At 63.7% G+C, this 23,346-nt stretch carries 23 protein-coding genes; 4 read left to right on the top strand and 19 right to left on the bottom strand.

The annotated features are described in order from the left end of the window. Window positions 1–3 precede the first annotated feature (3 nt). From D6Z43_RS04845 to D6Z43_RS04830, 4 genes are all read right to left on the bottom strand, one after another. A complete protein-coding gene (locus D6Z43_RS04845) occupies window positions 4–1,056 on the bottom strand; it encodes a YCF48-related protein (protein WP_120650862.1) in 1,053 nt (350 codons plus the stop codon). 68 nt (window positions 1,057–1,124) lie between these two features. Beyond that, window positions 1,125–2,483: a DUF1329 domain-containing protein gene (locus tag D6Z43_RS04840; protein WP_120650861.1), complete on the bottom strand. Its 1,359-nt coding sequence runs from the start codon at window positions 2,481–2,483 to the stop codon at window positions 1,125–1,127. Between the two features lie 40 nt (window positions 2,484–2,523). Beyond that, a complete protein-coding gene (locus tag D6Z43_RS04835) occupies window positions 2,524–4,446 on the bottom strand; it encodes a DUF1302 domain-containing protein (RefSeq protein ID WP_120650860.1) in 1,923 nt (640 codons plus the stop codon). A 134-nt stretch (window positions 4,447–4,580) separates the two neighbouring features. Further along, entirely contained in the window at window positions 4,581–5,144 is a 564-nt protein-coding gene (locus tag D6Z43_RS04830; RefSeq protein ID WP_120650859.1) for an alpha/beta hydrolase, read from the bottom strand. 364 nt (window positions 5,145–5,508) lie between these two features. Between D6Z43_RS04830 and D6Z43_RS04825 the strand changes: the two genes are divergently transcribed. Beyond that, window positions 5,509–6,513 carry an AraC family transcriptional regulator gene (locus tag D6Z43_RS04825; RefSeq protein ID WP_120650858.1) on the top strand — a complete coding sequence of 335 codons (1,005 nt, stop codon included), beginning with the start codon at window positions 5,509–5,511 and terminating at the stop codon, window positions 6,511–6,513. Between the two features lie 260 nt (window positions 6,514–6,773). Here D6Z43_RS04825 and D6Z43_RS04820 read toward each other — a convergent pair whose 3' ends face one another. The 8 genes from D6Z43_RS04820 to D6Z43_RS04785 all read right to left on the bottom strand — a co-directional run bounded on the left by D6Z43_RS04820 (window position 6,774) and on the right by D6Z43_RS04785 (window position 14,414). Then, entirely contained in the window at window positions 6,774–7,784 is a 1,011-nt protein-coding gene (locus D6Z43_RS04820) for a YeiH family protein (protein WP_120650857.1), read from the bottom strand. Further along, a complete protein-coding gene (locus D6Z43_RS04815) occupies window positions 7,766–8,116 on the bottom strand; it encodes a Rieske 2Fe-2S domain-containing protein (RefSeq protein ID WP_120650856.1) in 351 nt (116 codons plus the stop codon). Before D6Z43_RS04815 ends, D6Z43_RS04820 begins: the two co-directional genes overlap by 19 nt. Then, the gene (locus D6Z43_RS04810; protein ID WP_120650855.1) at window positions 8,113–8,781 is read right to left on the bottom strand and encodes a DsbA family oxidoreductase; all 669 of its coding nucleotides are present in this window, start codon (window positions 8,779–8,781) and stop codon (window positions 8,113–8,115) included. Before D6Z43_RS04810 ends, D6Z43_RS04815 begins: the two co-directional genes overlap by 4 nt. Next, entirely contained in the window at window positions 8,781–10,082 is a 1,302-nt protein-coding gene (locus D6Z43_RS04805) for an MFS transporter (protein ID WP_120650854.1), read from the bottom strand. The genes D6Z43_RS04810 and D6Z43_RS04805 overlap by 1 nt, the downstream gene beginning before the upstream one ends. Window positions 10,083–10,195: 113 nt before the next feature. Continuing rightward, window positions 10,196–11,248, bottom strand: a complete 1,053-nt coding sequence (locus D6Z43_RS04800) for a 3-keto-5-aminohexanoate cleavage protein (protein WP_120650853.1) — start codon at window positions 11,246–11,248, stop codon at window positions 10,196–10,198. 70 nt (window positions 11,249–11,318) lie between these two features. After that, the gene (locus tag D6Z43_RS04795; protein ID WP_120650852.1) at window positions 11,319–12,167 is read right to left on the bottom strand and encodes a TauD/TfdA family dioxygenase; all 849 of its coding nucleotides are present in this window, start codon (window positions 12,165–12,167) and stop codon (window positions 11,319–11,321) included. Window positions 12,168–12,178: 11 nt separating this feature from the next. Beyond that, window positions 12,179–13,159, bottom strand: coding sequence for a quinone oxidoreductase (locus tag D6Z43_RS04790; RefSeq protein WP_120650851.1), 981 nt, complete (start codon window positions 13,157–13,159; stop codon window positions 12,179–12,181). A gap of 232 nt (window positions 13,160–13,391) precedes the next feature. Continuing rightward, on the bottom strand, window positions 13,392–14,414 hold the full coding sequence (locus tag D6Z43_RS04785) for a hypothetical protein (RefSeq protein WP_256660947.1): 1,023 nt from the start codon (window positions 14,412–14,414) through the stop codon (window positions 13,392–13,394). A 272-nt stretch (window positions 14,415–14,686) separates the two neighbouring features. Here D6Z43_RS04785 and D6Z43_RS04780 point away from each other — a divergent pair, with 272 nt between their 5' ends. After that, window positions 14,687–15,013, top strand: coding sequence for a hypothetical protein (locus tag D6Z43_RS04780; RefSeq protein ID WP_120650850.1), 327 nt, complete (start codon window positions 14,687–14,689; stop codon window positions 15,011–15,013). An 85-nt stretch (window positions 15,014–15,098) separates the two neighbouring features. Here the strand turns inward: D6Z43_RS04780 and prpD are convergent, their stop codons facing one another. Continuing rightward, window positions 15,099–16,583 (bottom strand): 2-methylcitrate dehydratase, encoded by a 1,485-nt coding sequence (prpD, locus tag D6Z43_RS04775; RefSeq protein ID WP_120650849.1) that lies wholly within the window; start codon window positions 16,581–16,583, stop codon window positions 15,099–15,101. A 152-nt stretch (window positions 16,584–16,735) separates the two neighbouring features. On the opposite strand from prpD, the gene D6Z43_RS27780 reads away from it, so the two are divergent. Then, on the top strand, window positions 16,736–16,879 hold the full coding sequence (locus D6Z43_RS27780; RefSeq protein WP_162945806.1) for a hypothetical protein: 144 nt from the start codon (window positions 16,736–16,738) through the stop codon (window positions 16,877–16,879). Between the two features lie 178 nt (window positions 16,880–17,057). Here D6Z43_RS27780 and D6Z43_RS04770 read toward each other — a convergent pair whose 3' ends face one another. The 3 genes from D6Z43_RS04770 to D6Z43_RS04760 form a co-directional block, all read right to left on the bottom strand. Next, window positions 17,058–19,493 (bottom strand): TonB-dependent receptor, encoded by a 2,436-nt coding sequence (locus D6Z43_RS04770; RefSeq protein WP_120655187.1) that lies wholly within the window; start codon window positions 19,491–19,493, stop codon window positions 17,058–17,060. Between the two features lie 116 nt (window positions 19,494–19,609). Continuing rightward, window positions 19,610–20,581, bottom strand: coding sequence for a FecR family protein (locus D6Z43_RS04765; RefSeq protein WP_120650848.1), 972 nt, complete (start codon window positions 20,579–20,581; stop codon window positions 19,610–19,612). 83 nt (window positions 20,582–20,664) lie between these two features. After that, entirely contained in the window at window positions 20,665–21,156 is a 492-nt protein-coding gene (locus D6Z43_RS04760; RefSeq protein WP_120650847.1) for a sigma-70 family RNA polymerase sigma factor, read from the bottom strand. Window positions 21,157–21,349: 193 nt separating this feature from the next. On the opposite strand from D6Z43_RS04760, the gene D6Z43_RS04755 reads away from it, so the two are divergent. Beyond that, window positions 21,350–21,916: a hypothetical protein gene (locus D6Z43_RS04755; protein ID WP_120650846.1), complete on the top strand. Its 567-nt coding sequence runs from the start codon at window positions 21,350–21,352 to the stop codon at window positions 21,914–21,916. 81 nt (window positions 21,917–21,997) lie between these two features. On the opposite strand, the gene D6Z43_RS04750 is transcribed toward D6Z43_RS04755, so the two are convergent. From D6Z43_RS04750 to D6Z43_RS04740, 3 genes are read right to left on the bottom strand one after another with little or no spacing between them, the layout of a single operon-like run. Beyond that, a complete protein-coding gene (locus tag D6Z43_RS04750) occupies window positions 21,998–22,225 on the bottom strand; it encodes a DUF2798 domain-containing protein (RefSeq protein ID WP_120650845.1) in 228 nt (75 codons plus the stop codon). After that, entirely contained in the window at window positions 22,222–22,797 is a 576-nt protein-coding gene (locus tag D6Z43_RS04745; protein ID WP_120650844.1) for a flavodoxin family protein, read from the bottom strand. Before D6Z43_RS04745 ends, D6Z43_RS04750 begins: the two co-directional genes overlap by 4 nt. A 39-nt stretch (window positions 22,798–22,836) precedes the next feature. Then, on the bottom strand, window positions 22,837–23,322 hold the full coding sequence (locus D6Z43_RS04740; protein ID WP_120650843.1) for a DUF2938 domain-containing protein: 486 nt from the start codon (window positions 23,320–23,322) through the stop codon (window positions 22,837–22,839). Window positions 23,323–23,346: the final 24 nt, after the last annotated feature.

Raw genomic sequence — 23,346 nt, 5'->3', positions numbered from 1 at the left:
CATTTATTCTTGTTTTCCAGAAACCACGGGGCGCTGGCTGATGCCGCGCGCGCCAACCAGCAGCAGGCCGTTGTCGCTTGACGCCAGGGCGCCGTAGACAGGCACTGGCTGGCCGATGTCCAGGGGCTGGAAGCTGGCGCCCTGATCACTGCTGGCCAAGGCCTGACCAGTCTGGCCGAACAGGTAGAGCGTGCCTTGGGCGTCGCGCGTGGACGCGGTGATGCTGCTGTTCAGCCCGGTCTTCACCGCTGTCCAGCTGGCGCCGGCATCGGTGCTTCGGTAGGCGTGTCCGCGCAGGCCGTACGCCAGTACCGCGCCAGGCTGGGCGCTGATACCGAAGAAGCTGCCCTGATAGGGCGACTGCAGGGCCTGGAAGCGCTCACCACCGTCGTCGAGGCGCAACAGCAGGCCTTGCTCCCCGACAATGTAGAGATGCTCGCCGTCGCTGGTGATGGCGTTGAGGTGGTAGCCGGACGGGTTGTCGGTACGGTCGGTCCAGGGCTCCCAGCTCTGCCCGCCATCGCGGGTGCGGAAGATCAGGTTGAAGGCACCCACGACGAAACCATTGCGTTCATCGCTGAACCAGAGATCGAGGAAGGGCTTGTCGGCGCCTTCGGTCTCGATGCGCTTGCCCTCTTCCAGCCATTGCCCGGCATCAGGCCGGGCGCTGTAGTAGTCCTGCATGAGGCGACCGAGCTGGCGACCATCGAGCTGCTTTACCCAACTGGCACCACCATCGCTGCTGTGCAGTACGACGCCGTCATGGCCTACGGCCCAGCCCTGCTTCTCCGTGGGGAACTGCACGGCATTAAGGTCGGAGCTGACCGGCACGCTGGCCTGGGTCCAGCTTTGGCCCTGGTCATCGGAGTAGAGAATGTGACCACGCTGGCCTACCGCGACCAGGCGCTGGCCGGCCTGCACCAGGTCGAGCAAGGGACTGCGTAGCGCCAGTTCGCTGTGCTGCGCCGGCAGTTCGAGCACATCCACCAAAGATGCGGCGTGGGCATTACCCGCCATCAGGGCTATGCCCAGGGCGATGAACTTGAAAGAAATCATCGGGACGTCCTCTGAAAAAAAGGGGTTGTCGCTCCCCCACACTCAAAGGGAGCGACAACCAGCCTGGCTTAGCGAATGCCAGCGCCAGCCAGGGACTCGGCTGCCCACTGAGCCTTGGTCAGCGGGTCGATATAACGGATGCCGCCGTACGGGCCAACGATGCCGTTGATGTTGTAGGAGTTACCCACCAGGTCGTAGATCACGAACGGCGTGGTATCCGGTACTTGCTTGTCGTAGCTCTGGCTGAGGAAGGCGAAGGAGCCACGGTAGATCTGCCCACGGGCGTCGTACTGGTCGGAGGCCAGGGCCACCCAGCTGTCTTCGTCGAGGTAGAAGCGGCGCTTGGCATAGATATGGCGGGCGCCGTCCTTCAGCGTGCCTTCGACGACCCAGACGCGGTGCTTCTCCCAGCGCACGTAGTCAGGTGCCAGGTGGTTGGGGGTGGTCAGGGTCTTCGGGTCCTGGGCGTAGGTCAGCTTGTAGGTGTTGTAGGGAACGATCAGTTCCTGCTTGCCCACCAGTTTCCAGTCATAGCGGTCCAGCGCACCGTTGAAGACGAACACGTCGTCGTAGGTGCCAGCACCGGCGGTACCCGGGTTCGGGGTGTCGTAGGCCAGGCTCGGTGCCAGCTTCACGCGGCGCTGACCGGGCAGGTACTGCCAGGCGCGGCGCGGTTGCTCGACAGCGTTGGCGGCGTCCTTGAGCATGATCGCCTCGCCAGCGCGGCGTGCCGGGCCCGAGTAATACAGCTTCATCTGGTAATAGACGTCGGTGTTGGCGATGGGCTTGTTCAGGTTTTCGTAGATCGGGTAGTTGATGAAGGCCTGGCCGGTGGTGGCGAGGGTCGCCACGCCGGCAGAGTCGACGTTCCAGGAATCGTACTTGGAGTTGATGGTCACACCCTGGTAGCGCAGCAGGTGGTTCCACATGGCTTCAGCGCCCGACTGCGGAATCGGGAAGGGTACGCCCGGGAGTACGTTGTCGAGGGCCAGGCCGCCATTGCCGGTCTTGGCGCCGGTGGCATTCTTGACCGCGTTGTCCAGCACCGCCTGGGGCATGGCCACGGTCCGGTGGGTCGGGTAGACATCCACGCGGAAATCCGGGTAGCGCTTGGCCAGTTCCACGGTGGTGGCACTGAGCTGGTTCTTGTACTGGTCGACGTTCTTGCCATCGATCACCAGCAGCGGTTTCTCGCTGGCGAAGGGATCCGGACGCATGCTGTCGCCAGCCTTGAAGCCGGCCGGCGCGGTGGTCAGGCCACCCTCATAGGCCGGGATCGAGCCATCGGCGCTGGCGGCCTTTTCGGCGCCGACCAGGGTCAGGTTGTTGCCCAGCTTGGCCGCTTCATCAGGCGATACGGCGGCAAGGGAAGTGCTGGAGAAGGCCACCGCGAGGGAAGCCGCCATCAGAGTTTTCACGAATTTCATCTCGTTGTTCTCCTGCTCGGGTCACGAGCGGTGCGGAATGTCAGAAGGTGGTCTTCAAAGTCAGGTAAACCGCGCCACGGTCTTCCGTGGTAGCTCCGCCGCCGGAGAAGGAGGAGTAACCCCCGGCATAGCAGGTGTAGCGCTGCGTGGCATCCAATGCGTTAGGAGTCGAGCCGTCGGTGGCACCGTTGGTGCACTTCTTGGCATCGCCGAATGAGTCCACGTACTTCAGGTCGACGAAGTACTGGTTGTAGATAGCCGCGCCGATCCCCACGGAGTAGTTGCCGGTGTCTTCGGCACCACCACCCTGGACCGGAGAGACGCCGTCCAGGCCGACGTTCACCGACATCGGCGCGGTCATGTCCACGCCCGGGAACACCTGGTACCAGGTGGGCGTGAAGTTCACTGCGACGCCCCAGTTGTCGCGGGTTGGTTTGTCGATGCCACGGTAGGTGTCCTTGCCCTTGTAGAGCGCCTCGTTGTGGCTATCGAGTTTCAGCAGGTTGCTGTAGTAGAGCTCGCCCAGCAGGCTGGCCGCGTCGAACAGCGGCGTGTCACCGATGGTCATCAAGCCGTTCAGGGTCCAGTGCAGCGTGTCGCCGGTGGCGCTCATGCTGTCGCCGCTGCTCGGCAGATCAGTGACCACGCCGGAGCCCGGAATACGCGCCGGCAGCAGGCCGAGGCCCGCTGCGAGGCCGCCGGGGCCGGAGGCACTGACAATGGCCGGGATGCTCGCCAACGGCATGTTGTGGCGGATGTTCAGGTCGCTGGCGACGCTGATGCCGCCGAACTCCTTGGACAGGCTCAGGCCAAAGATGTCGATGTCGTCGCCGTATGCGAGCTTGTAGTTGGTGGTGCTGATGGACCGCTGCACGTTGGCGATGGGGCCAGCCGTGCCCCTGGCGGTCAGACCGGTGCCGTCGAGTACAGCCTGCGGCAGGATTTCCGCGGTCTGGCGGTAATAGGCGCCGACCGTACCGTCCAGCCATTCAGGGGACCACTTGAGCATCAGGCCCCAGTCACCGCGTTTATCCGGGGTGATGTCGTGGCCACGGCGAATGTTGGTCAGGGTGCCATTCGCTCCGGCCAGGCCTGGGCCGCCCGTGTGGCCGAGGATGAAGGACTGGGCGCCGAAACCCACCACGTCGGAACTGCCGTAGTAGGTGCCGGCCTCAGGCAGGCGTGCGGCGTCCCAATCGAGGAAATACTGGGCAGCGACGGTCAGTTCGGGGTTGATGGTGAAGGACGCGGAAATCTGGTTGCGCGGAACGAACAGTTCCTTCGCCTCCGTGCCCGGCGCGGCGGCGAGCTTCGCCAGGTCCAGGCCGGACTGGCCGTAGCTGATGGCATGCACCGGGTTGAGGATGGTTTCGCCCCAGTACACGTTGTGCTGACCGGCCTTGACGCTGAACATCGACTCGTCGCCGATTTCGGTGCTGTAGAACACGAAGGCGTCGAGGATTTCGCCAGACGGGCCGCTGTAGTAACGCTGGGCGTAGTTGGACAGGTGCGGGCTACCGAGCACGGCATTGTTAGTGCCAGGCTGGCCGGCGATGCGAGAGAACGCCTCGTTGCCGTTGACGAACGGGTTGGAGTTGGAACCGGTGTTGTCGTAGGCCTTGTCGTACCAGCTGGCGGCACTGACGCGGAAGCCCTTGTTGCCTTGGTGGATCACGTCCAGTTCGGTCAACAGGTCGACGCGGTTGGTGATGTTGGTGCCGGAACGACGGAAGTTGTAGTCGCCGTCGTTGTTGTTCGGCGTAGCCAGCATGCGCTTGTCTGCGCTTTCGGTGCGAACGCCGTAGTTGTACTTCACGGTGTTGTCGAAACGCACCGACCAGTCCGGATTGCCGGTGTCGACTTCCATGGCCTGTACCGCGGCTGGCGCGCCGATTCCGGCGGCGATCGCCGACGCGAGCAGGCACCTGCGCAGGTTCAGGTTGTGATTGTTCTTGTCTTTCATGCGTTGGCTCCGCTTTTTGTTGTAATGGCTACCGCAACCGCTGCTGTGCTCCTTGCCTGGTCAGTGCGCAGCCGGTTGCATGGCCGCGCGCCGCTTTCGCCGGACTCCCCGGCCGAACTCATCTGGTTTGCGTATCAGCGATCCAGTATCTCGATCAGCTCATGGGCATCAGGCCATTCGCCGTAACCGGTGGCAGGATTGAGATGGCCGACCTTGCCCAGTTCGACCAGGCTGGCTTCCCAGTCGCTGGCCAGCTCGCGGACGGCGTCCAGGCTGGCCAGGTGGTCGTCGTCACTGGCACACACAAGGGTGGGGAACGGCAGCGGCTGACGCGGCAGCGGGGTCCAGCCATTGGCGTGCAGGGACTCGGGGCTCGGGTAGTTCGCCGGCCAGGTGGCGTCGAGGTCCGGCGGCGTGGCCAGCAGGGCACCCTTGATCGGTCGGCTGTAGCGAGCCGCCCAGTGCGCCACCATGAGCACGCCGGCACTGTGGGCCACAAGGATCACAGGGCCGTCGATCTGCTCCAGCTCACGCTGGATGGCTTCGACGCGGGCCGACAGGCTCAGCTTGTCCTGCTCCAGTGGAGGTACGCTGCGAACTTTGGGCAGTTGTGCGGCCAGCAGGGTCTGCCAGTGTTCTGGCACGTGATCCCGCAGGCCGGGGACGATAAGGATGGTTGCGCTGTCGTTGTTATTCACGTCATCACCCTGTTGCCGCAATCGCGACTGGAGGAACTTGGTGATGCAAACAGTAGAGATGCGGGGGGGTGGTCGCTTCTCATAGAACGTCAGCCTCTTCGCATTTCATGACAGGGCCGCCCTACCCCCTTTGCTGTCCCGCCCGGCGGCCACGCCCGTCATCCGTGGCGCGCGCTGTTTTCCAGGAATTGGCTTTACTTTCATCTGCCGCAAACGAGGAACGGGACCGGCGTTGTCATCAAAGAGAAATTCGAAGACCATCGTCGACGACAGACTCACTTCGCTTTAAACGACAAGAACAGCTGGCGCGCGCCTACCAGCGCAGCCCTGGCACAACGACAGCGTGGCGATCGACATGACCCCAATGGTTCGCGCAGCGGCCCTGACCAACTACATCGAAGTTGCCCAGCACCTGGGCCTCAACCCGCAACAGATGTTGCGCCAGGTCGGCCTGAGCCAGGCGCTGGTGGACAACCCCGAACAACGCTTGCCTACTGCGGCCGTTGCCAACCTGCTGGAAGCATCCGCTCGCGCCTGCAATTGCCCTACCTTCGGCCTGCGCATGGCCGAGTCCCGCCAGCTCTCGGACTTTGGCGTCATCAGCCTGCTGCTATCCCACCAGCCGACCCTGCGCGACGCCCTGGAAACCATCGTGCAGTACCGTCACCTGCTCAACGAATCACTGGCCCTGTTCGTAGACGAGGTCGGCAAGACGGTGGTGCTGCGCGAAGAGATCATCACCGACCCGCCGGTGCCCATCCGCCAGGGCATGGAGCTGGCCATCGGCGTGCTGTTCCGCATGTGCAGCGCCCTGCTCGGCTCGGGCTGGCGCCCGCTGGCGGTGAACTTCAGCCACGACGCCCCGCCGGACCTGCAGCTGCATCGACGGGTGTTCGGCTGCAAGCTGGAGTTCGGCAGCGAGTTCAATGGCATCGTCTGCCAGGCCGCCGACCTCGACAAAGCCAACCCCCTGGCAGACCCGGCCATGGCCCGCCACGCCCGGCGCCTGGTGGAAACCCTGCCCGGCGCGGCCCAGCAATCGACCCTGAACGACGTGCGCAAGGCCATCTATCTGCTGCTGCCGATGGGCCGCGCCACCATCGAACAGATCGCCCAATCGCTGGGGATGAACGTGCGTACGCTCCAGCGTCGCCTGGAAGACAGCGAAGTAACCTTCTCCGACCTGATCAACGAAGTGCGCCGCGACCTGGTGCTGCGCTACATGGAGAATCCGCGCTATTCCCTCTCACGCATCGCCGACTTGCTCGGCTACTCGGTGGCCAGCTCCTTTACCCGCTGGTTCACCACCCAGTTCGGCATGGCACCGGCGGCGTGGCGGCGTGAGCATCAGGTGAAGGCGGAGGAGTAGTCCGCTTCTGTAGGTTGGCGCAGAGCGCAGCGAAGCCCAACGTTTCCCGAGAGCCCCGTATTGGACTTCGCGAGCGGCGCTCGCTCCCACGCCAACTGCCCCAGCCGCCCAATGAAAAAAAGGGGCGAATGCCTCCCTGCATTCACCCCTTCACGCCAAAAAAAAACCGCGCTACGAAGTCCGTCGCAAAAGACTTCGGCGCGGTGAAAGCCCGCTGTGGCAGGCATCGATGACCCCCTCACGGGAGCAGGAGTAAAGCTTCAGAACCCCCAGTGCAGCATTGCCAGCACCAGGGCGGCGAGGAACGCGGTTTCCCCGACCATCAGCAGGATTGGCTTGATGCCTACCGAGGCCAGGTCCTTGAGTTGGGTTTTCATGCCCAGGGCACTGATGGCGATCACCAGGCACCAGCGCGACAGTTCGTTGCCGGCTTCTTGCACCATCGGCGGAATCACACCCGTGCTGTTGATCGCGGCCAGGATCACGAAACCCACCGCGAACCAGGGCAGCAGCGGCGGCCGCTTGCTGCCCGGCTCGGCGCCGCGCATGCGAGTGATCATGGCGGCGCAGACAATCACCGGCAGCAGCATCGCTACGCGCATCAGCTTGACCACGGTGGCGCTGTCGCCGGTTTCGTGGGACATGCTGTAGCCAGCGCCCACTACCTGGGCCACGTCGTGAATGGTGCCGCCGATGAAGAAACCGGCATGCAATGGCGAGAGCCCAAGGACCTCGGCAATCATCGGGTAGAGGATCATCGCCAGGGTGGACAGTGCCGATACGCCAATCACGGTGAACAGCGTCGCGCGTTCCTTCTGCGGGTGGCTGGGCAGTGCCGCCGCCAGGGCCAGGGCTGCCGAAGCGCCACAGATGGCAGTGGCGCCGCCGGTGAGCAGGCCGAACAGGCTATTGAAGCCAAGCAGACGCGCCACTGCGACTGACACGAGGATGGTAACCACCACCAGTGCCACCACCATGGCGACTGGTTGCCAGCCGAGCGACGCGATCTGTTCCAGGGTGATGCGGATGCCCAACAGTGCCACGCCAACCCGCAGTACTTCGCGGGCGGTGAACTCGATGCCGGGCTTGCATGCGCCGTCGGTCGCCAGGAAGTTCACCGCGAGACCCAGCAAGAGGGCGAAGAGCATCACCGGAGCACCGTAGTGCTCGGAAAGGAAGGTGGCCGCCGCGGCGACCACGGCGCTGACGATCACACCGGGCATCAGAACCCGTGTGCGCGATCCCAGCGCGGTTATTGCTGTTGCAGACATACGATTGATTCCTGCGGACGCGGCCGCGATAGATCGATGAAACAACGGCCCTGCTGCAGCTCCACCGCATAGGTGGCAACACCAAAACCGCTCACGCCAGGGACGCACCCGGTGGCCAGGTCAAAGCGCAGGCCGTGGGCCGGGCAGCGCAGCAGACGCCCCTCCAGCCGACCGCTGAACAACGAGGCGCCGTTGTGTGGGCAGCCTTCGTCGATGGCGTAGATCTCGCCGTTCTGGTTGAACAGCACCAGCGACTTGCCGTCATGGCGAAACAGACTGCGCCCACCCACGGGCGGCAACTTTTCCGCGGGTACTTCCACACACTGGCTCATGCCCGACGGGCCTCCGCCAGCGGACGCAGCTCCAGTGCCCGTTGCAACTGGGCCAGCATCAACCATGGCGGCTGGGCACCGGCCAGGGACGGGCGCTCGTCGATCGTGAAGGACGGCACGGCCTGGTTCGCCGGAACCACCTCACGCCCGACAAAGGGACGACCATCGTCGAACAGCACCGCTTCGAGGCGACGCGGATCGAAGCCGCATTGCCTGGCCAGGCGCAGCAACAGCTCGCTGCTGCCAATGTCCTCGCCGTTCTGGAAGTAGCTGGCGAACAGGCGCTCCAGCAATGCGTCGACCTGACGCGCACTGCCCTGCTCCGTGGCCAGCGCCAGCAGGCGGTGCGCGTTGGCGGTGTTGGGCATGGTCGCGATGCGTTGCAGATCCACATCCACGTCAGCGTGGTAGGCGGCTTCCCGTACCTGTTCCTGGCGCGCGCGCACCATCTCCTCACTGCCGAGCCGCTGCAGGTAGAACTCCATGAAGGGCACACCCTGGGCCGGCAGGTCAGGCAGCAGTTGTACGCCTTTCCAGCGAAGCTCGACGGCGACATCCAGCCGCGTCGCGGAGAGTTGGCCCAGAGCCTTCTCCAGGTTGCGCTTGCCGATCAGGCACCAGGGACAGATAAAGTCGAAAGTCATTTCGACCAACAGCGGTTTCATTAACGTTCCTCACTTGCCATCAGCGGCGAGAGCTTCTGAATGTCCTTCTGGTAGTGGCGCTTGCCGTACCAGAACACCAGGGCCGCTGCGATGCTGATCAACGGAATCAACTGGAAGGCGCGATCCAGGCCGAAGTGGTCGGCCAGTACGCCAGTGACATAGGGTCCGGGCGCCAGGCCAAGCAGGTTGTTGGCCAAAGTCAGGGTGGCGAACGCGGTGCCATGGATCGAGTAGTGGGTCAGGTTGGCGACCATGGCGCCGGCTGGGCCGGACGTGCCGGTCGCCACCAGCATGGCCAGGGCGATGGTTACCAACTGTGGTACGCCGGGTGCCATCTGGAAGGCCACCGACAGCAGCACGCAACTGATCAGGCAGTAGGCGATGGCCAGGGCGATCTTGCGGTCCGGGGCATTGCGGCACAGGCGATCACTGAGAATGCCGCAGACGATCATGCCGGCACCGCCGGTGAGCACGATGATGGCCGCGACAGCACCGGCCTTGTCGGTGCCCATCTGGTAGTAGCGATTGAGGTAGCTGGGGAACCACACCATCACCGCTGCACCGACGAACAGCTGCAAGCCGCTGCCGACGTAGGCGGCGATCACCGAGCGGCTGGCGAACAGGGTTTTCAGTGGGCGGCGGCAAGGGAACTCGTCCGTTGCGCTCGGCGCCGGCAGCGGACTACCGATGCGCGACTGCTTGACCACCAGCGGATAGACCAGCGCCAGCGCCAGGCCGAAGACCGCCATGCCGGCGAAGGACCAGCGCCAACCCAGGTGTTGTGCCAGGACGCCGCCCAGGGCCATGCCCAGTACCGAGCCGAACATGCCACCGGCCATGAAGGCGCCAGTGATGGTGGCGCGCATCTCGCGGGGGAACACCGACAGCACCACTGCGATGCCGACACTGCCATAGGCCGCCTCGCCCACGCCCACCAGGAAGCGGGCGATGAACATATGCTCGTAGTTCTTCGCCAGGCCGCAACCCAGAGTTGCCAGGCTCCAGAGCATGGCCATCAACACCAGGCTCTTCACTCGCCCCCAGCGGTCCGCCAGAAGCGATAGCGGGAAAGTCAGCAGCCCCACCATCAGCGCGACGATGCCGCTGAGCAGGCCAAGCTGGGAATCGGTGAGCGTCCATTCGGATTTGAGCAGCGGGAATACTGCGTTGAGCACCTGCCGCGACATGTAGTCGGAAATCAGCAGGCCGAACGTCAGGGCGAAGACTACCCAGGCGTAGGTGCGGGGGACGTGCACGGCCGATTGATCGAAATCGGCGGTGGCAGCGGAATGAAAGGCCATCGCGGTTACCTTGAATCTGTGCGTGTAGTTGTTTTTGTCACGCTAGCTGGCGGAAGCGCGGTTAGCGCCCCGCCGGGGCCGACTTTGTGGGCCGGCCCTTCTGGCTACGCCGGTCAGGTACGCATGGGCACGTGTTTCTGACCCGGCTGGCGGTTCGGTGCCATACCGTTCATGCGCAGGGTCTCTTCCACGTCCTTGTACTCGACGCCGATCTTGTAGATCTCGCGCGCTTCCTTGCCGGACGCGATTTCGCGACCCAGTTCGTGGGCGATGCGCACGGTCTGCTGGATCTGCTGCACGGACGAGAAGCGCTTGCCGTGCTGGTCGATGATGGTGTCCTCGATGCCGACACGCGGGTGCAGGCCCATCGCGAGCGCCATGGTGTTGAACGGCAGGACGTTCTTCAGCAGCGACTCGGCGGTGAGGGTGCCACCGTTCGGGGCGCGGTGAATGAAGTTGAAGAAGTTGAACGGGTTGGGGCCATCGAAGCCGCCACCAATGCCGATCCAGGTCAGGTTCAGCGGACCCTTGTAGACACCCTTGCGCACCAGGCGCTCGAGGGTTTCCAGAGCATGCATGCCGGTGAGCTGGAAGTGCGGCTGGATGCCGTTGGCCATCAGGCGCTTGAGGTGTTCCTCGACCCAGGCCGGGCCGGCAGGCACGGTCATTTCGCTGTAGGCGGCCTGGTAGACCGGGTTCTCCAGGGAGGTGCCTTTCAGGTACTCCGGATAGAGCAGCTCCATGATGTTCATCTGGGTGGTGTTGATGGCCACGGTGACCTGGTCCGGCTTCGGAGTCAGTTCGGCCAGCATGTGGCGGGTGTCGTCGGACAGCCACTTGGCTGCTTCACCTTCGCCCTCGGGGGCGAAGGAGATGGAGCCGCCCACCTGGATGATCATGTCCGGCACGGCTTCACGCACACCGGCGATCAGTTCATTGAACTTGGACAGGCGCTTGGAGCCGGTGCCATCGAGTTCACGCACGTGCAGGTGCAGCACAGTGGCGCCCGCTTCATAGCAATCGACGGCTTTCTGGACCTGCTCGTCCATGGTCACCGGGATGTCTTCCGGGAAGTCTGCCGGCATCCACTCGGGGCCATAGGGCGCCACGGTGATGACCACCTTTTCCATATTTTCAGGGTGCAGGGAATCGTCGAAGAATTGCATGGTGGGTGTCCTCGGTAAGTTCTTGTTCAGGGGACCCCGGCCGGATAGTTCCGGCCGGACGGATCAGTGGTCAGAAAGTCTTGTCGCCGATGATTCCGGCGCGTTCCATCTTGCGAACGCAGGGCGGGTAATCCATCACGGCGTAATGCTGGGTAGAGCGGTTGTCCCAGATCGCCACGCTGTTCTTCTGCCAGCGCCAGCGCACCTGGTATTCCGGGATGTAGGCCTGGCTGACCAGGTAGCGCAGCAGGTCGCTGCCGCCCATGCTGTAGTCCTGGCCGTAGCGCACGCGCTCAGGCGTGTGGAAGTTGGTGAAGTGGGTGGCGAAGGCATTGACGAACAGCACCTTCTCGCCGGTTTCCGGGTGGATGCGCACCACCGGATGCTCGGCGTCCGGGTACATGGCCTTGAGCGCCAGGCGCTTCTCGGCGGGCATGGCCGCACCGAAGCTCGCTTCGATGCTGTGGCGGGCGCGCAGGCCCTCGATACGCTGCTTCACGTCTTCAGGCAGCTTTTCGTAGGCCAACGCCATGTTCGCCCACATGGTGTCGCCACCGACCGGCGGGCACTCCACGCAGCGCAGCACGCAGCCCATGGGCGGTGCGTCGCGCCAGGTGGCATCGGTGTGCCAGGCGTTCTCGTAGCGGTCGTTGGGCTGATCCGGGTCCTTGTAGATACGGACCAGGCCCGGGTGTTCCGGATCGCTGCCGGCCACCGGATGGTCTTCCAGCTCGCCGAAGCGGCGGGCGAAGGCCACGTGCTCGGCACGACTGATCTTCTGGTCGCGCAGGAACAGCACCTTGTGCTTGAGCAGCAGCGCCTTGATTTCGGCGAACAGGCCGTCGTCACGGGAAGCATCGCCCAGGTTCACACCGCTGATTTCGGCGCCGATGGCGCAAGTAAGTTGCTCGACTTTCATGGCCAGCGACCTCAGATGACGAAGATGGACGAACCGGTGGTCTTGCGCGATTCAAGATCCCGATGGGCCTGGACCGCATCTTCCAGCGCGTAGTGCTGGTTGATATCGATCTTGATGCGACCGCTGCCGACGTGATCGAACAGCTCGCCCACCAGCTCAGCCTTCTCCGCCGGGTCGGCAATGTAGTCGGCCAGGGCCGGACGGGTGACGAACAGCGAACCCTTCATGGCCAGCAGGACCGGATCGAAGGCTGGTACGGGACCCGACGCAGTACCGACGCACACCAGCAGGCCGCGGCGGCGGAGCGAATCCAGGGACGCGTTGAAGGTGTTCTTGCCCACGCTGTCGAACACGACGTCGACGCCGCGGCCACCCGTCAGTTCACGCACACGCTGGGCGATGTCTTCTTCGCTGTAGTTGATAACGTGATCGCAACCATGGAAGCGGGCGACTTCCGCCTTGGCCTCGGTGGACACGGTGCCGATCACGGTCAAGCCGAGCAGCTTCGCCCACTGCGAGACGATCAGGCCGACACCGCCGGCAGCGGCATGCAGGAGGATGCTGTCGCCTTCCTTGAAGTCGTAGATGCGACGCATCAGGTAGGCGGAGGTCAGACCGCGCATGGTCATGGCCGCGGCGGTTTCGAAGGCGATGGTCTCGGGCAGCTTGATCAGCGGCGCGGCAGACACCAGGCGCTCGGTGCTGTAGGCGCCGAGGGTGTTCAGGAAGCCGGTGTAGGTGACCCGGTCGCCCAGGGCGACATTGGTCACGCCCGCGCCGACCGCCACGACCACACCGGCGGCTTCGACGCCAATGCCGTTGGGCAGCGGAATGGGATAGGTACCGTTGCGGAAATAGGTGTCGGCGTAGTTCAGGCCCACGGCGACGTGGCGAATACGAACTTCGCCCGGACCAGGATCAGCAACCTCGACCTCTTCATAACGAAGTACTTCCGGCCCCCCAGCTTCATAAAACCGAACCGCTTTGGCCATGCCTTATCTCCAATCTGGATTCTTGTAGTCGGGTCACGGACCCATGGATTGGACTCTAGGCATCCCCCCCTGCGGCTGCTTCTCATAGGGCGTCAGCTGCTTCGCATTTCGTGACAGGCACAACCGCGCAGCGGAAAAGCACCGGTCGCGCCGCGAAACTCAGTGGTGCAATCGGTGTTCGACAGGTGGAATCCAGGGAGTAGCGCCAGCCCCCGGCCGACGAATTGGCAGTTTACTCGGCAGGCATCACTCGCGGCAGCGGCTGGAACTGGATGGGCTGGGTCCTGATTTGCGTCAGGCTGCCTTCCACCTGCCCGGACAAGTGGATCACCCCGGCCATCACACCCACTTCCGGATTGCGCATCATCTCCAGCCATTCTTCGTCGAAGGCTTCGTTGAGGCTCTTGCGCAAGGTGGCTTCACGATCAGCCCGCCCTTCCTCGTGGAGCATGGCGCTGATACCAGTGAAGCCAAGGGACAACACAGGCCCCGCGACTCGCCCCATGAAGCTGGTGACGACACTGGCGGCACCGCTGGTAGCCAATTCCGACTCCAGCTGCGCGCTGGTGTCGCGAGTGATGCGCGACAACCCGTCGTCGGTAGTCCAGGCGCCGGCGCCGCTCGGCGCATTGCGAATCCGGTCCATGAGCGAGGCATAGGCCGGCAGTTCCTCCAGCGGGTCAGCCCTAAGGACCTGGTAGAGGGAGGCACTCTTGCCCGGAGGCGCCATTTCGATGGCCGGGATCTGCTGTAAATGCTGGTTGAACTGGTCGCCGGGCACGCCGAAACGCTGGGGTATCAGTTGCAGGCGTTCGTCGAGCTGCTGGACGTAGGTACGCGTGGTCTGCTCCATGATGTCGTCCGGATCCAGTTCGCGGGCAACCGGCTGCAGCACCTGCTCGTCGTATTCCTCCTGCAGGTAGGCGGCCAGCCGGTTCACCGTTTGTTCCCGTTCGCCGTCAGAGCTCAGGCGATACCAGCCCACTTTCATGCTCAGCCACTTGCGGGTCCAGAAACTGGAGAACCAGGGGAGGAACTCGCTATCGGTTCGCTGGTAGATCAGGTCCATCCAGTGATCCATGGAGTCCTGGGCGTAGCGACGGGCCTGGCTGGTGGCGGCAAGCGAGGCGGCTGCGATGTCCCGGTCAACTTGTCGCCAGGTGGCCTGGGAGACCACCACCGGAGGTGGTACCGGTTTCGACGCGCACCCGCCGAGCGTCAGCGCAAGGATGACGATCAACATCGAAAGCAGCATACCCGGGGTTCCGAGGAGCCTGCCGGGCACCTGTTCCACTCGGATTCCAAGGGGAACTTGCGCAGCGCTCATGAAGGTTTGCCCGCCCCGTGGGCCAGTCGGCCCAGGTTCCATAAGTATAGGTATGACCACCCTCCCCCGTACCTCGTTCGGACGCGCTGCACCACGGAGCAAAACTGCCGCCGCGCGGTCTTAATCGTCGCCAGGTCGAGTATCGCGATGAGCGCGTGGTCACTGGCCAACTCCAGTCGTATCGGAATCGAGGTAAAGCAATGAAAACAGGCCCGCTAGTGGGTGTGTTCATTCTGGTCGCAACCCTTGCCGGCACCGTGCAGAGTGCCCAGGCCGACCACAGACGGGACAGGGATGATGGCCGGGTCGAGCACTACCGCGACGGCCCCTGCCGGGTGAAGGAGATTACCGACCGCGGCTACTACCGGAAGGTCATCCGCTGCCCGGACGGACGCGGCAAGACCTGGCGCCGTGGCGACTGGCACCGCGACTACCGTGACGGTCCCTGTCGGGTACGCATCGACGCGTCCAGAGAAGTCTTCGACAAGGAAAAGGTGTGCCGCGGGCGCGACCATTACGACGATTGATGCGACTGCATTGGAGCCTCGCAGGTGAATAACCGGCGAGCCCCGCCAGGGAGTTCCGGTCCGGGCTCCCTTCACACTGGGTCATCTAGCCAACGAAGAGTTCCACGAAACGGTCGACCGGCATCGCCTCCAGGGCCGCCTGGTCCTTGCACAAGGTCAGGATTTGCGCGCAGCGATGGGGGGCAAAGCGGGTCGCCAGGCTGGCCTTGTACTTGTTTTCCAGCAACGGCATGCCCTCATTGCGCCGGCGACGATGGCCCATGGGGTACTCAACCTCCACCTTCTCGGTGTGACGGCCGTCCTTGTAGAAAACCTGCACGGCATTGGCGATGGACCGCTTGTCCGCCTCCAGGTACTCACGGCTGTAACGTGGGTCTTCGACCACCTCCATGCATTCGCGCAGGCGGTCGATGATCGGATGGGACTGGTGGAAGTCATCTTCGTAGTGCTCGGCCGTCAGGTCGCCGTAGGCCAGGGCAACCGCAGTCATGTACTGCAGGCAATGGTCGCGGTCGGCTGCGTTGGCCAGGGCGCCTTCCTTGGAAATGATGCGAATGGCCGATTCCTGGGTGGTGATGACGATGCGGTCGATCTCCGTGATGCGATTGCGCACCAGGGGGTGCAACCGCACCGCCGCTTCGCAGGCTGTCTGGCCGTGGAATTCGGCGGGATAGCTGACCTTGAACAAGATGTTTTCCATCACGTAGCTGCCAAACGCCTGCGGCAGGCTGAAGTGGTGTTTTTCCAGTGGCTTGGTGGCCAGGTCCTTGTTGGTGTGGCTATAGGACACGTCGTAGAAGCCCCATTGGGGTGCACTGAGCACGCCGGGGACACCCATCTCGCCCCGCATGGCGATATCGGCCAGGCGTACTCCCCGACTGGTGGCATCACCCGCCGCCCACGACTTGCGCGAACCGGCATTTGGCGCATGGCGGTAGGTGCGCAGGGCCTGGCCATCCACCAGGGCATGGGAGATGGCCGAGAGCATCTGCTCGCGACTGGCGCCCATCAACCAGGCGCAGACCGCGGTGGACGCCAGCTTGACCAGCACCACGTGATCCAGCCCGACGCGGTTGAAGGAATTCTCCAGGGCCATGACGCCCTGTATCTCATGGGCCTTGACCATGGCCTCCAGCACCAGGCGCATGCTCAGCGGCGACTCGCCCCTGGCCACGCGCCTTTGCGACAGGTGGTCGGCCACCGCAAGGATGCCACCCAGGTTGTCGGACGGGTGCGCCCACTCCGCTGCCAGCCAGGTGTCGTTGAAGTCCAGCCAACGGATCATCGCGCCAAGGTCCCAGGCCGCTTTGACCGGGTCCATCCGGTAGGCGGTGCCCGGCACCCTTGCACCCTGGGGAACCTGGGTACCTTCGACCAGTGGTCCGAGCAACTTGGAGCACTCGGGAAAGCGCAATGCCATCAGTGCGCAACCGAGGCTGTCCATCAGGCAGTTGCGGGCCGTGTCCAGCGCCTCCGCAGACTCCACCCGGTAATTCAGCACGTAGTCCGCAATGGTCTCGATCACCGGGTCGTAGGGTGGTCGCTGGTTCAGGTCAACGTTGCTGCTCATGGCCCTGCCTCCTTGTGGCGATGGCTTCCAGTCTAGGCCCTGCCTTGGCAAAGGCAGCGTCCAGCCGATGAAACCCGCCGGGCGACCAGTGGCCAGCGCGATACGCCACCATGTGCTGGGCTTACGAGACAGAGAAACCGGAGGTGCCCGTGATGAACAGCGACCCCAACGTACGCACGCCCGCGCCCAAACCCCAGGGCCCGAGCCAGCCGCCGGAGCAGGTTCCGGCGGCAGACGTGAAACGCATCAGCGACAAGGCGCCGAGCAAGGACAAGAAGCCGGATGATTGGGACTGAGACCGGCTGGGGGATGGATTTCCGGTGGGGGCGAATTCATTCGCCAGGCAGACCAAAGGTCTGCCCAACGGTTTGAGGAGGGAGTTGCTCGACGCAGACTGGCTAGAGCACGGGTTCTACTGTGGGAGCGAGTTCACTCGCGATTGAAATCGCCCCACAGGAGATTAATGCCCTCGCGTCAGAACCCTACGCTGGCCTGGATGTACCAGGTGCGCGGCTGGCCGACGTAGATGCCCGCGTTGTTGTCGCTGGAACGGGTGAAGTACTGCTTGTCGAAGATGTTCTTCACCCCCACACCCAGCTTCAGGTTGGACAGCTGTTCGCCAAAGTCATAGGCACCGCGGGCGCTCCAGGTCACGTAGCCGGGGATGTCGCCGAACTGGCCATCGGCGGTCGGTTCAGTGATGTAGTCGCCGGTGAAGTTGCCGTTGGCATCGATACCGGTGCCCGGTGCGCGTTGGCCGGACTGGGCGTAGCCGTCGAAGTTGTAGGTCCAGCGATCGACCTGGTAACGCAGGCCGACGTTGGCCACATGACGCGAGTAGAACGGCAGGTCACGGGTCTTGAAGCCCGGGATGTCGCCTTCGTAGGTGGCACGGGTGAAGGTGTAGGTGCCGGTCAGGCTCAGGCCGGAAAGCAGTTCATCCAGGTTGTAGTGGCCGGACAATTCCAGGCCCTGGTGCTTGGTGGCGCCCAGGTTGGTCCAGCCCACGTCGTTGCTGATGTACTGCAGCTCATGGTCGAAGTCGATGTAGAACAGCGTCGCTTCGCCGCCCCAGGTGTCGCCGTTGTAACGTGTACCGACCTCGTAGGTCTTGGCCTTCTCAGGCTCCAGGCCATTGGCAGTACTGTCGCCGATGCCGCCCTGGCCGATCTGGAAATACTGCAGGCTGCCGAACGAGGTCTCGTAGTTGGCGAACAGCTTCCAGGCATCGGAGAGGTGATACATCACGCTGATAGCCGGCAGCGGCTCGTTGTAATCCTTGCTGCGGTTCTTCTCCTGCACCGGCACACCGTTGGTGCCGCGCACCGGGCGGTCATGCCAGTCGGTGTTGATGCTCTCGAAGCGCACTCCGGGGGTGATGGTCCAGTTGCCGACATCGATCTTGTCGTCGATGTAGAAGGCATTGGCCTCGGTTCCACCGGTGCGGTCCTGGTAGACGTGACCGTCTGCCGATGGGCCGGTAGTGGGCGTCGGCACGTTGTTCACCAAACGCACGCGGCTGGTCTCTTCGTGCATGGCTTCCTTCAGGTAGCGATAGCCAACACCCACTTCGTGAGTGCTGTCACCGGCGAAAAAGATGCGCGAAACACGCGGCTCGAAGCCGTAGGTGTAGTAGCTGCGCGGGAAGGAGCTCAGGAAAGCCTTGTCGCGGCTGGCGATATGGCTGCCACGGAAGCTGTCGCTGTAGTAGGTCAGGACTTCGAACTGGGTGACGTCGTCGATCTGGCGCAGGTACTTCAGCGAGACGTCCTTGCGACGGCCACTGAAGTCATCCCAGTCGCGGTCGGACTGGAATGGGTTGTCATCGTACTGCGCCTGGGTGAGGCCGCCCGGCATGTCGGCGGTGGCATCGTAGTAATGGAAGTTCAGCGAGATGTCGTCCTGCTCGGTAGGCGCCCAGTGGGTCTTGAGCATGACGTCGTCGATGTCGTTGTTGTTGTTGCCGTCGCGGTAACCGTCACCGTTCACGCCCGAGTAGAGCAGCGCGGCGCCGATGCCGTTGTCGGCGGTACCGCCGAGAAAAGCGTTGTTGAGGTACTTCCAGCCACCGTGGGCGGTGTCTTCCATGGTGGTGCCGACTTCGCCGGAGAACTTCTCCGGGATGGCGCGGGTCACGAAGTTGATTACGCCGCCAACGTTCTGCGGGCCATAGCGCACGGAGCCAGCGCCCCGGACCACGTCGATGCTGTCGAGGTTACCGATGGAGATCGGTGCCATCGACAGCTGCGGCTGGCCATAGGGAGCGAAGGCGGCCGGCACACCGTCGATCAGTACAGTGGAGCGCGGGGAAAGACGCGAAGTCAGGCCGCGCACCCCGAGGTTGAGGGCAATATCGCTGCCGCCGGTACCGTTGGACTCCTGGACCTGCACGCCGGGTACCGCGCGCAAGGCGTCACGCACGTTCATTGCGCCCTTCTCGACCATCGCCTCGCGGCGCACCACGGTGCGGGCTCCGGGATGGTTCTGCACCACGGCATCTTCGGCAGTACCCAACCAGTCACCTACGACGGTGATGCTCGAAGCTGGCAGTTCCATCGCCGAAGCGCCCTGCTCTTCGCTGGAGACGCGACGCAGGATGGCGGTACCGTCGGTGAGGTCGAAGGTCAGGCCACTGCCTTGCAGCAAGGTCGCGAGGACTTCTTCCGGCAGCAGGTTGCCATCCACTGCGGGAGCCTGCTTGCCGGCCACCAGGTCAGGGCTGAAGAACAGCTGTAGCGACGTCTGCTTGCCCAGTTGCCCCAGGGCCCCGGCCAGGGATTGCGCGGGAATATGGACTTCAGTGCGCTCGGCAGCTTCAGCGCCGAGGCTGCCGACAGCCAGGGCGATGGCCAGGCTCAGGGGCAGCCAGCGTTGTGTGCGGGGAGTCTTGCGGGAGGAATCTGGCGACACAGCTTGTTGCGTTACTTCGTTGTTCACGTTCGTCCGGTCCTGAAAGAAAGCGCCCTGCACTTCACTGGGCGCAAAGAGTCGGACGAGAAGACGAACGACAGAAGAAAAACCTGAATCTAAAACGGAATTATTTCGCTTGAACCGTCAGGCAGGGTCCTGACCTTGACCGGAAGGATGCGCGGAAGGGCCGCCAGCAAGGCGTTTGTATCATCGGCGCGGAACACGCTGGAGAAGCGCAAATCGGCCACTTCCGGCACAACCCTCAGGGGTAGTTCCCGGTAACGGGACACCTCTTGCGCCACTTCTGCGAGCGGCACGTCATTGAAGATCAGCTTGCCCTCGCGCCAGGCGGTAATGCTCGCGATATCGATGCGCTGCACAGGCCCGACCACGCCATCTGCCGCCACCCGGACCCCGTCACCGCCCAGCAGGGGACGGCTGGCCTCGCCCTGTTCGCCCACGACCAGCACTCGCCCCGACTCCACGGCCACGCGCACGCCTGACGCATCCCGGCGAACATTGAAACGAGTGCCGGTGACGGTGACGCGACCTGCTCCGGCCTCGACCACGAAGGGGCGTGCCTTGTCCGGCGTCACGCCGAACATCGCTTCGCCGGCCTCCAGGCGCACCAGCCTGCGGTCTGCGCTGTAGATAACGGTGATACGGGTGCGTCCATTGAGGTCGAGGGTCGAGCCGTCGGCCAGGGTGACCTGGCGGCGTTCGCCTAATTGGGTTGCGTAGCTTTCGCCCCGTAACGAGAACGGATCGAAAACGTAGGTCGCGCCGCCCGCCAGCACCACACTGGCCGCTGCGGCAAGCGTGCCTTGCAGGAAGCGCCGGCGCGACCGCACCGGTAGAGGTCGGACTTCTGCGGTGCAGAACTCACGCAAGCGTTGCTCGGGAATCAGATCGACGGCGATCCACATCCGTTCCAGCAGGCGGTACTCGGATCGGTGCGACGCATCCGCCGCCAGCCAGGATTCAAAGAGGCGGCGTTCGTCGATGCCCTGCTCGGGGTCGCGGTTGCGACTGAACCACCGGGCGGCTTCATCGCGCACCTTGCAGTCGGCGGAATCGGCTTGCTTCATCAGGCTGCCATCCAGATGGCGGGAATCAGGCTGCGGTTGGTGTCCATGGCTCGGGGCTTGATGCCCTGTGGGGTGGTTCCGGTTCATGTGGCGCTCAAATCCAGGCGCTCACGCAGGTGACGAATGGTGCGGATCATATACCGCTCGACCATGTTCCTGGATAACCCCAGGCGCTCGGCGATCTCGGCCTGGCTCAGCCCTTCGAGCTTCTGCCAGACGAACACCTGGCGGCAGTTCACCGGCAATTCGGCCAGGGCCTTTTCGATGGAATCCGCCAACTGGACTGCGTGCATATAGGATTCGGGATCATCCTTCGACTCATCGCCGTCACCTGCGATGCCCACCTCCAGTTGGGCGCGGCGTTCCTCGCGGCGGAAATGGTCGACCGCAATATTGCGGGTCGTCTGGTGGAGGTAGGCACGGGGCTGCTTGACGTTTTCCTGCTCGGTCTCCAGCACCCGGACGAATGCATCGTGGGCGAAATCCTCGGCGCGATGGCGGCTTCTCAGTCGGCGGGTCCAGGTGCCGATGAGCTCTTCATAATGTTCGAAGAATCCGTGTTCGCGCTTGCGCATCTAGGGGATTGGGAGAAGCCGGAAACAGAAAGTCGCGAATGATAATGCCTCTCATATATTGCCGCAATTTCCCCTCATCCCCCCTGATTGCCCGCCCGACGAACGCCCCTTTTCAAGTCATATGGAGACTTGGCACCTTTTTTCGGTATCTTCTCCGACCGTCGCCAACCGTTCCCCAGAAAGAGCCTGCTCCATGAGCCGTACCGCAATCCGGGCCGTCGTCTTCTGCCTTGCCACCCTTTGCTCGGCCGCCACCTTCGCCAAGGTGGAAGTCCAGCCCGTCCAGAACACCAAGGCGGGCCGGATACTCGCCGTGCAGGTTTCGGAAGACATCGCCCCCGGTGACTACGAAGCGCTGATGAAGGGCCTGCGTGCCAACCCCGGCAAGTTCGACCGCAAGCTTGCGCTGCTGGACAGCATCGGCGGCAGCGTCACCGAAGCCATCCGCATGGGCCGGTTGCTGCGGGAAACCGGATTCGACGTGATGGTGCCCACCGACGGTGTGTGCCAGGGGACTTGCGTCTACCTGCTGGCCGCCGGTCGCACCAGGACCGTACGCGGCTACGTGGGCCTGCACCGCCCCTACTTCCCCCACGGCGACTCCGCCCTCGCAGCCCCCACCGGCGTCGGCTACAGCCCGACCGCCTACCTCAGGGACATGAACGTCCCCCTGAGCCTGCTGGACGAGATGAACAGCATCGAGCCGACGCGCATGCGCGTGCTGACCAAGGATGAGCTGGCGAAGTATCGGTTGAATTGAGGCGGGCCAATCCGCCAGGCGTTGGGTTTCGCTTCGCTCGCGGAACGCCGCCCGACTCAATCTACGCCCTCGTGACGTGCTTCAGCCCCTCCCTACCAACACCTCCACCAGCCGGCGCGCCATTGGCGACACCAGCAGCACCACGGGAAAGGCGACCAGCCAGGCCATGAGCCAGGCACCGAGCCAGAGCGCGGGAAAGTCCGGCACCGGCCCGGCGGCGCGCCAGGTGGAGATGCCGGACACCAGCAGGGACATGAGCCCGGAAAGGATCAGGCCGAACAGCAGCGGGGCGAAACGGCGGGGAATCATGACACTGCCTCCACGTTCAGCCGGTGAAGGGCCTCGGCGACGTTCCGGCCGAACATTCTTGCGGTCTTCACATCTCCCGGCGCGAACTGGTCGGCTGGTGCCGAGTGACTGGACTGGGCCATGAGACCCGACCAGGAACCCAGTCGGTTGGCAGCTTCTTGGTAAGGAACACCCGCGTGCTGCTCTGGCAGGATGGGATTGCCCACCCAAAGCATGCCGTGCTGCATGGAGAAGACGAACAGCGCCATCAAGGTCGACTGTTTATCGCCTGCCGCCAGTGACGACACGGTGAAGCCGGCTGCCAGGCGCCCTTTCAGTTTCTGGGCACGCCAAAGCGGCCCTGTGGCATCCATGAACGTCTTGAAGACCCCGGAAACGCCGCCGAAATAGGTGGGCGAGCCCAGGACGAATCCATCGAATTGCAACAGTTGATCAGGCGCCGTGGCGAGGTCGTCCGCCCTGAGCAGGTGGACTTCGGTATTGGTCATGTCCTGGGCGCCTTCGCAGATCTGCCGGGCAATGTGTTCAGTGTGCCCATGGGCGCTGTGGTAGATGACGGCAAGTTTTTTCATGAAGTGCGGCTCCACGTGATGGGGTGACGAGGGTGGAAATCAGCGGACGATCCCGTCCACCAGGATGGCGGCGAGGAACATCCCCAGGCCGAAGACGCTGTGGTTGGCGAGGCTGCGCAGGCAGTTCTTCAGTGGCGTTGGGGTTTTGCTTGCGAAGAAGCCCGCACCCATGGCCGGCTGCATCACCAGCAACGGCGCGACGACCGTACCCATGCCCACCAGTACGGCAGGCAGCAGGGTCGGGTTGGCCGCCCAGTCGGTTCCGGCCAGCATCACCAGCAAGCTCGCGAATCCGATGCCGATGGCGTAATGGGTACCCCAGCCCAATGCCAGCTCACCAGGAATGGGTTCTGCCTTGGCAATGGCATCGTGAGCGATGCGGCCCTGTAGCAGGTGGCCAACCCAGCGCCCGATGAAGGCGAAGTTGAGCGATGGAACGCCCAGGCGCTTGAGAAAGAGCAGCCAGATGTCCATGACGGCGGTGGCGCCGATTCCTATGCAGACCACCTTGATGATGTCGTTCATGTGAGCCCCTTGTTCGTTGACGAC

Origin of the sequence: Pseudomonas sp. DY-1, assembly GCF_003626975.1 — a bacterium.
Classification (GTDB): domain Bacteria; phylum Pseudomonadota; class Gammaproteobacteria; order Pseudomonadales; family Pseudomonadaceae; genus Metapseudomonas.
The sequence above is the reverse complement of the archived record's forward strand: the minus strand, read 5'-3'. Positions and strand labels throughout refer to the sequence as shown.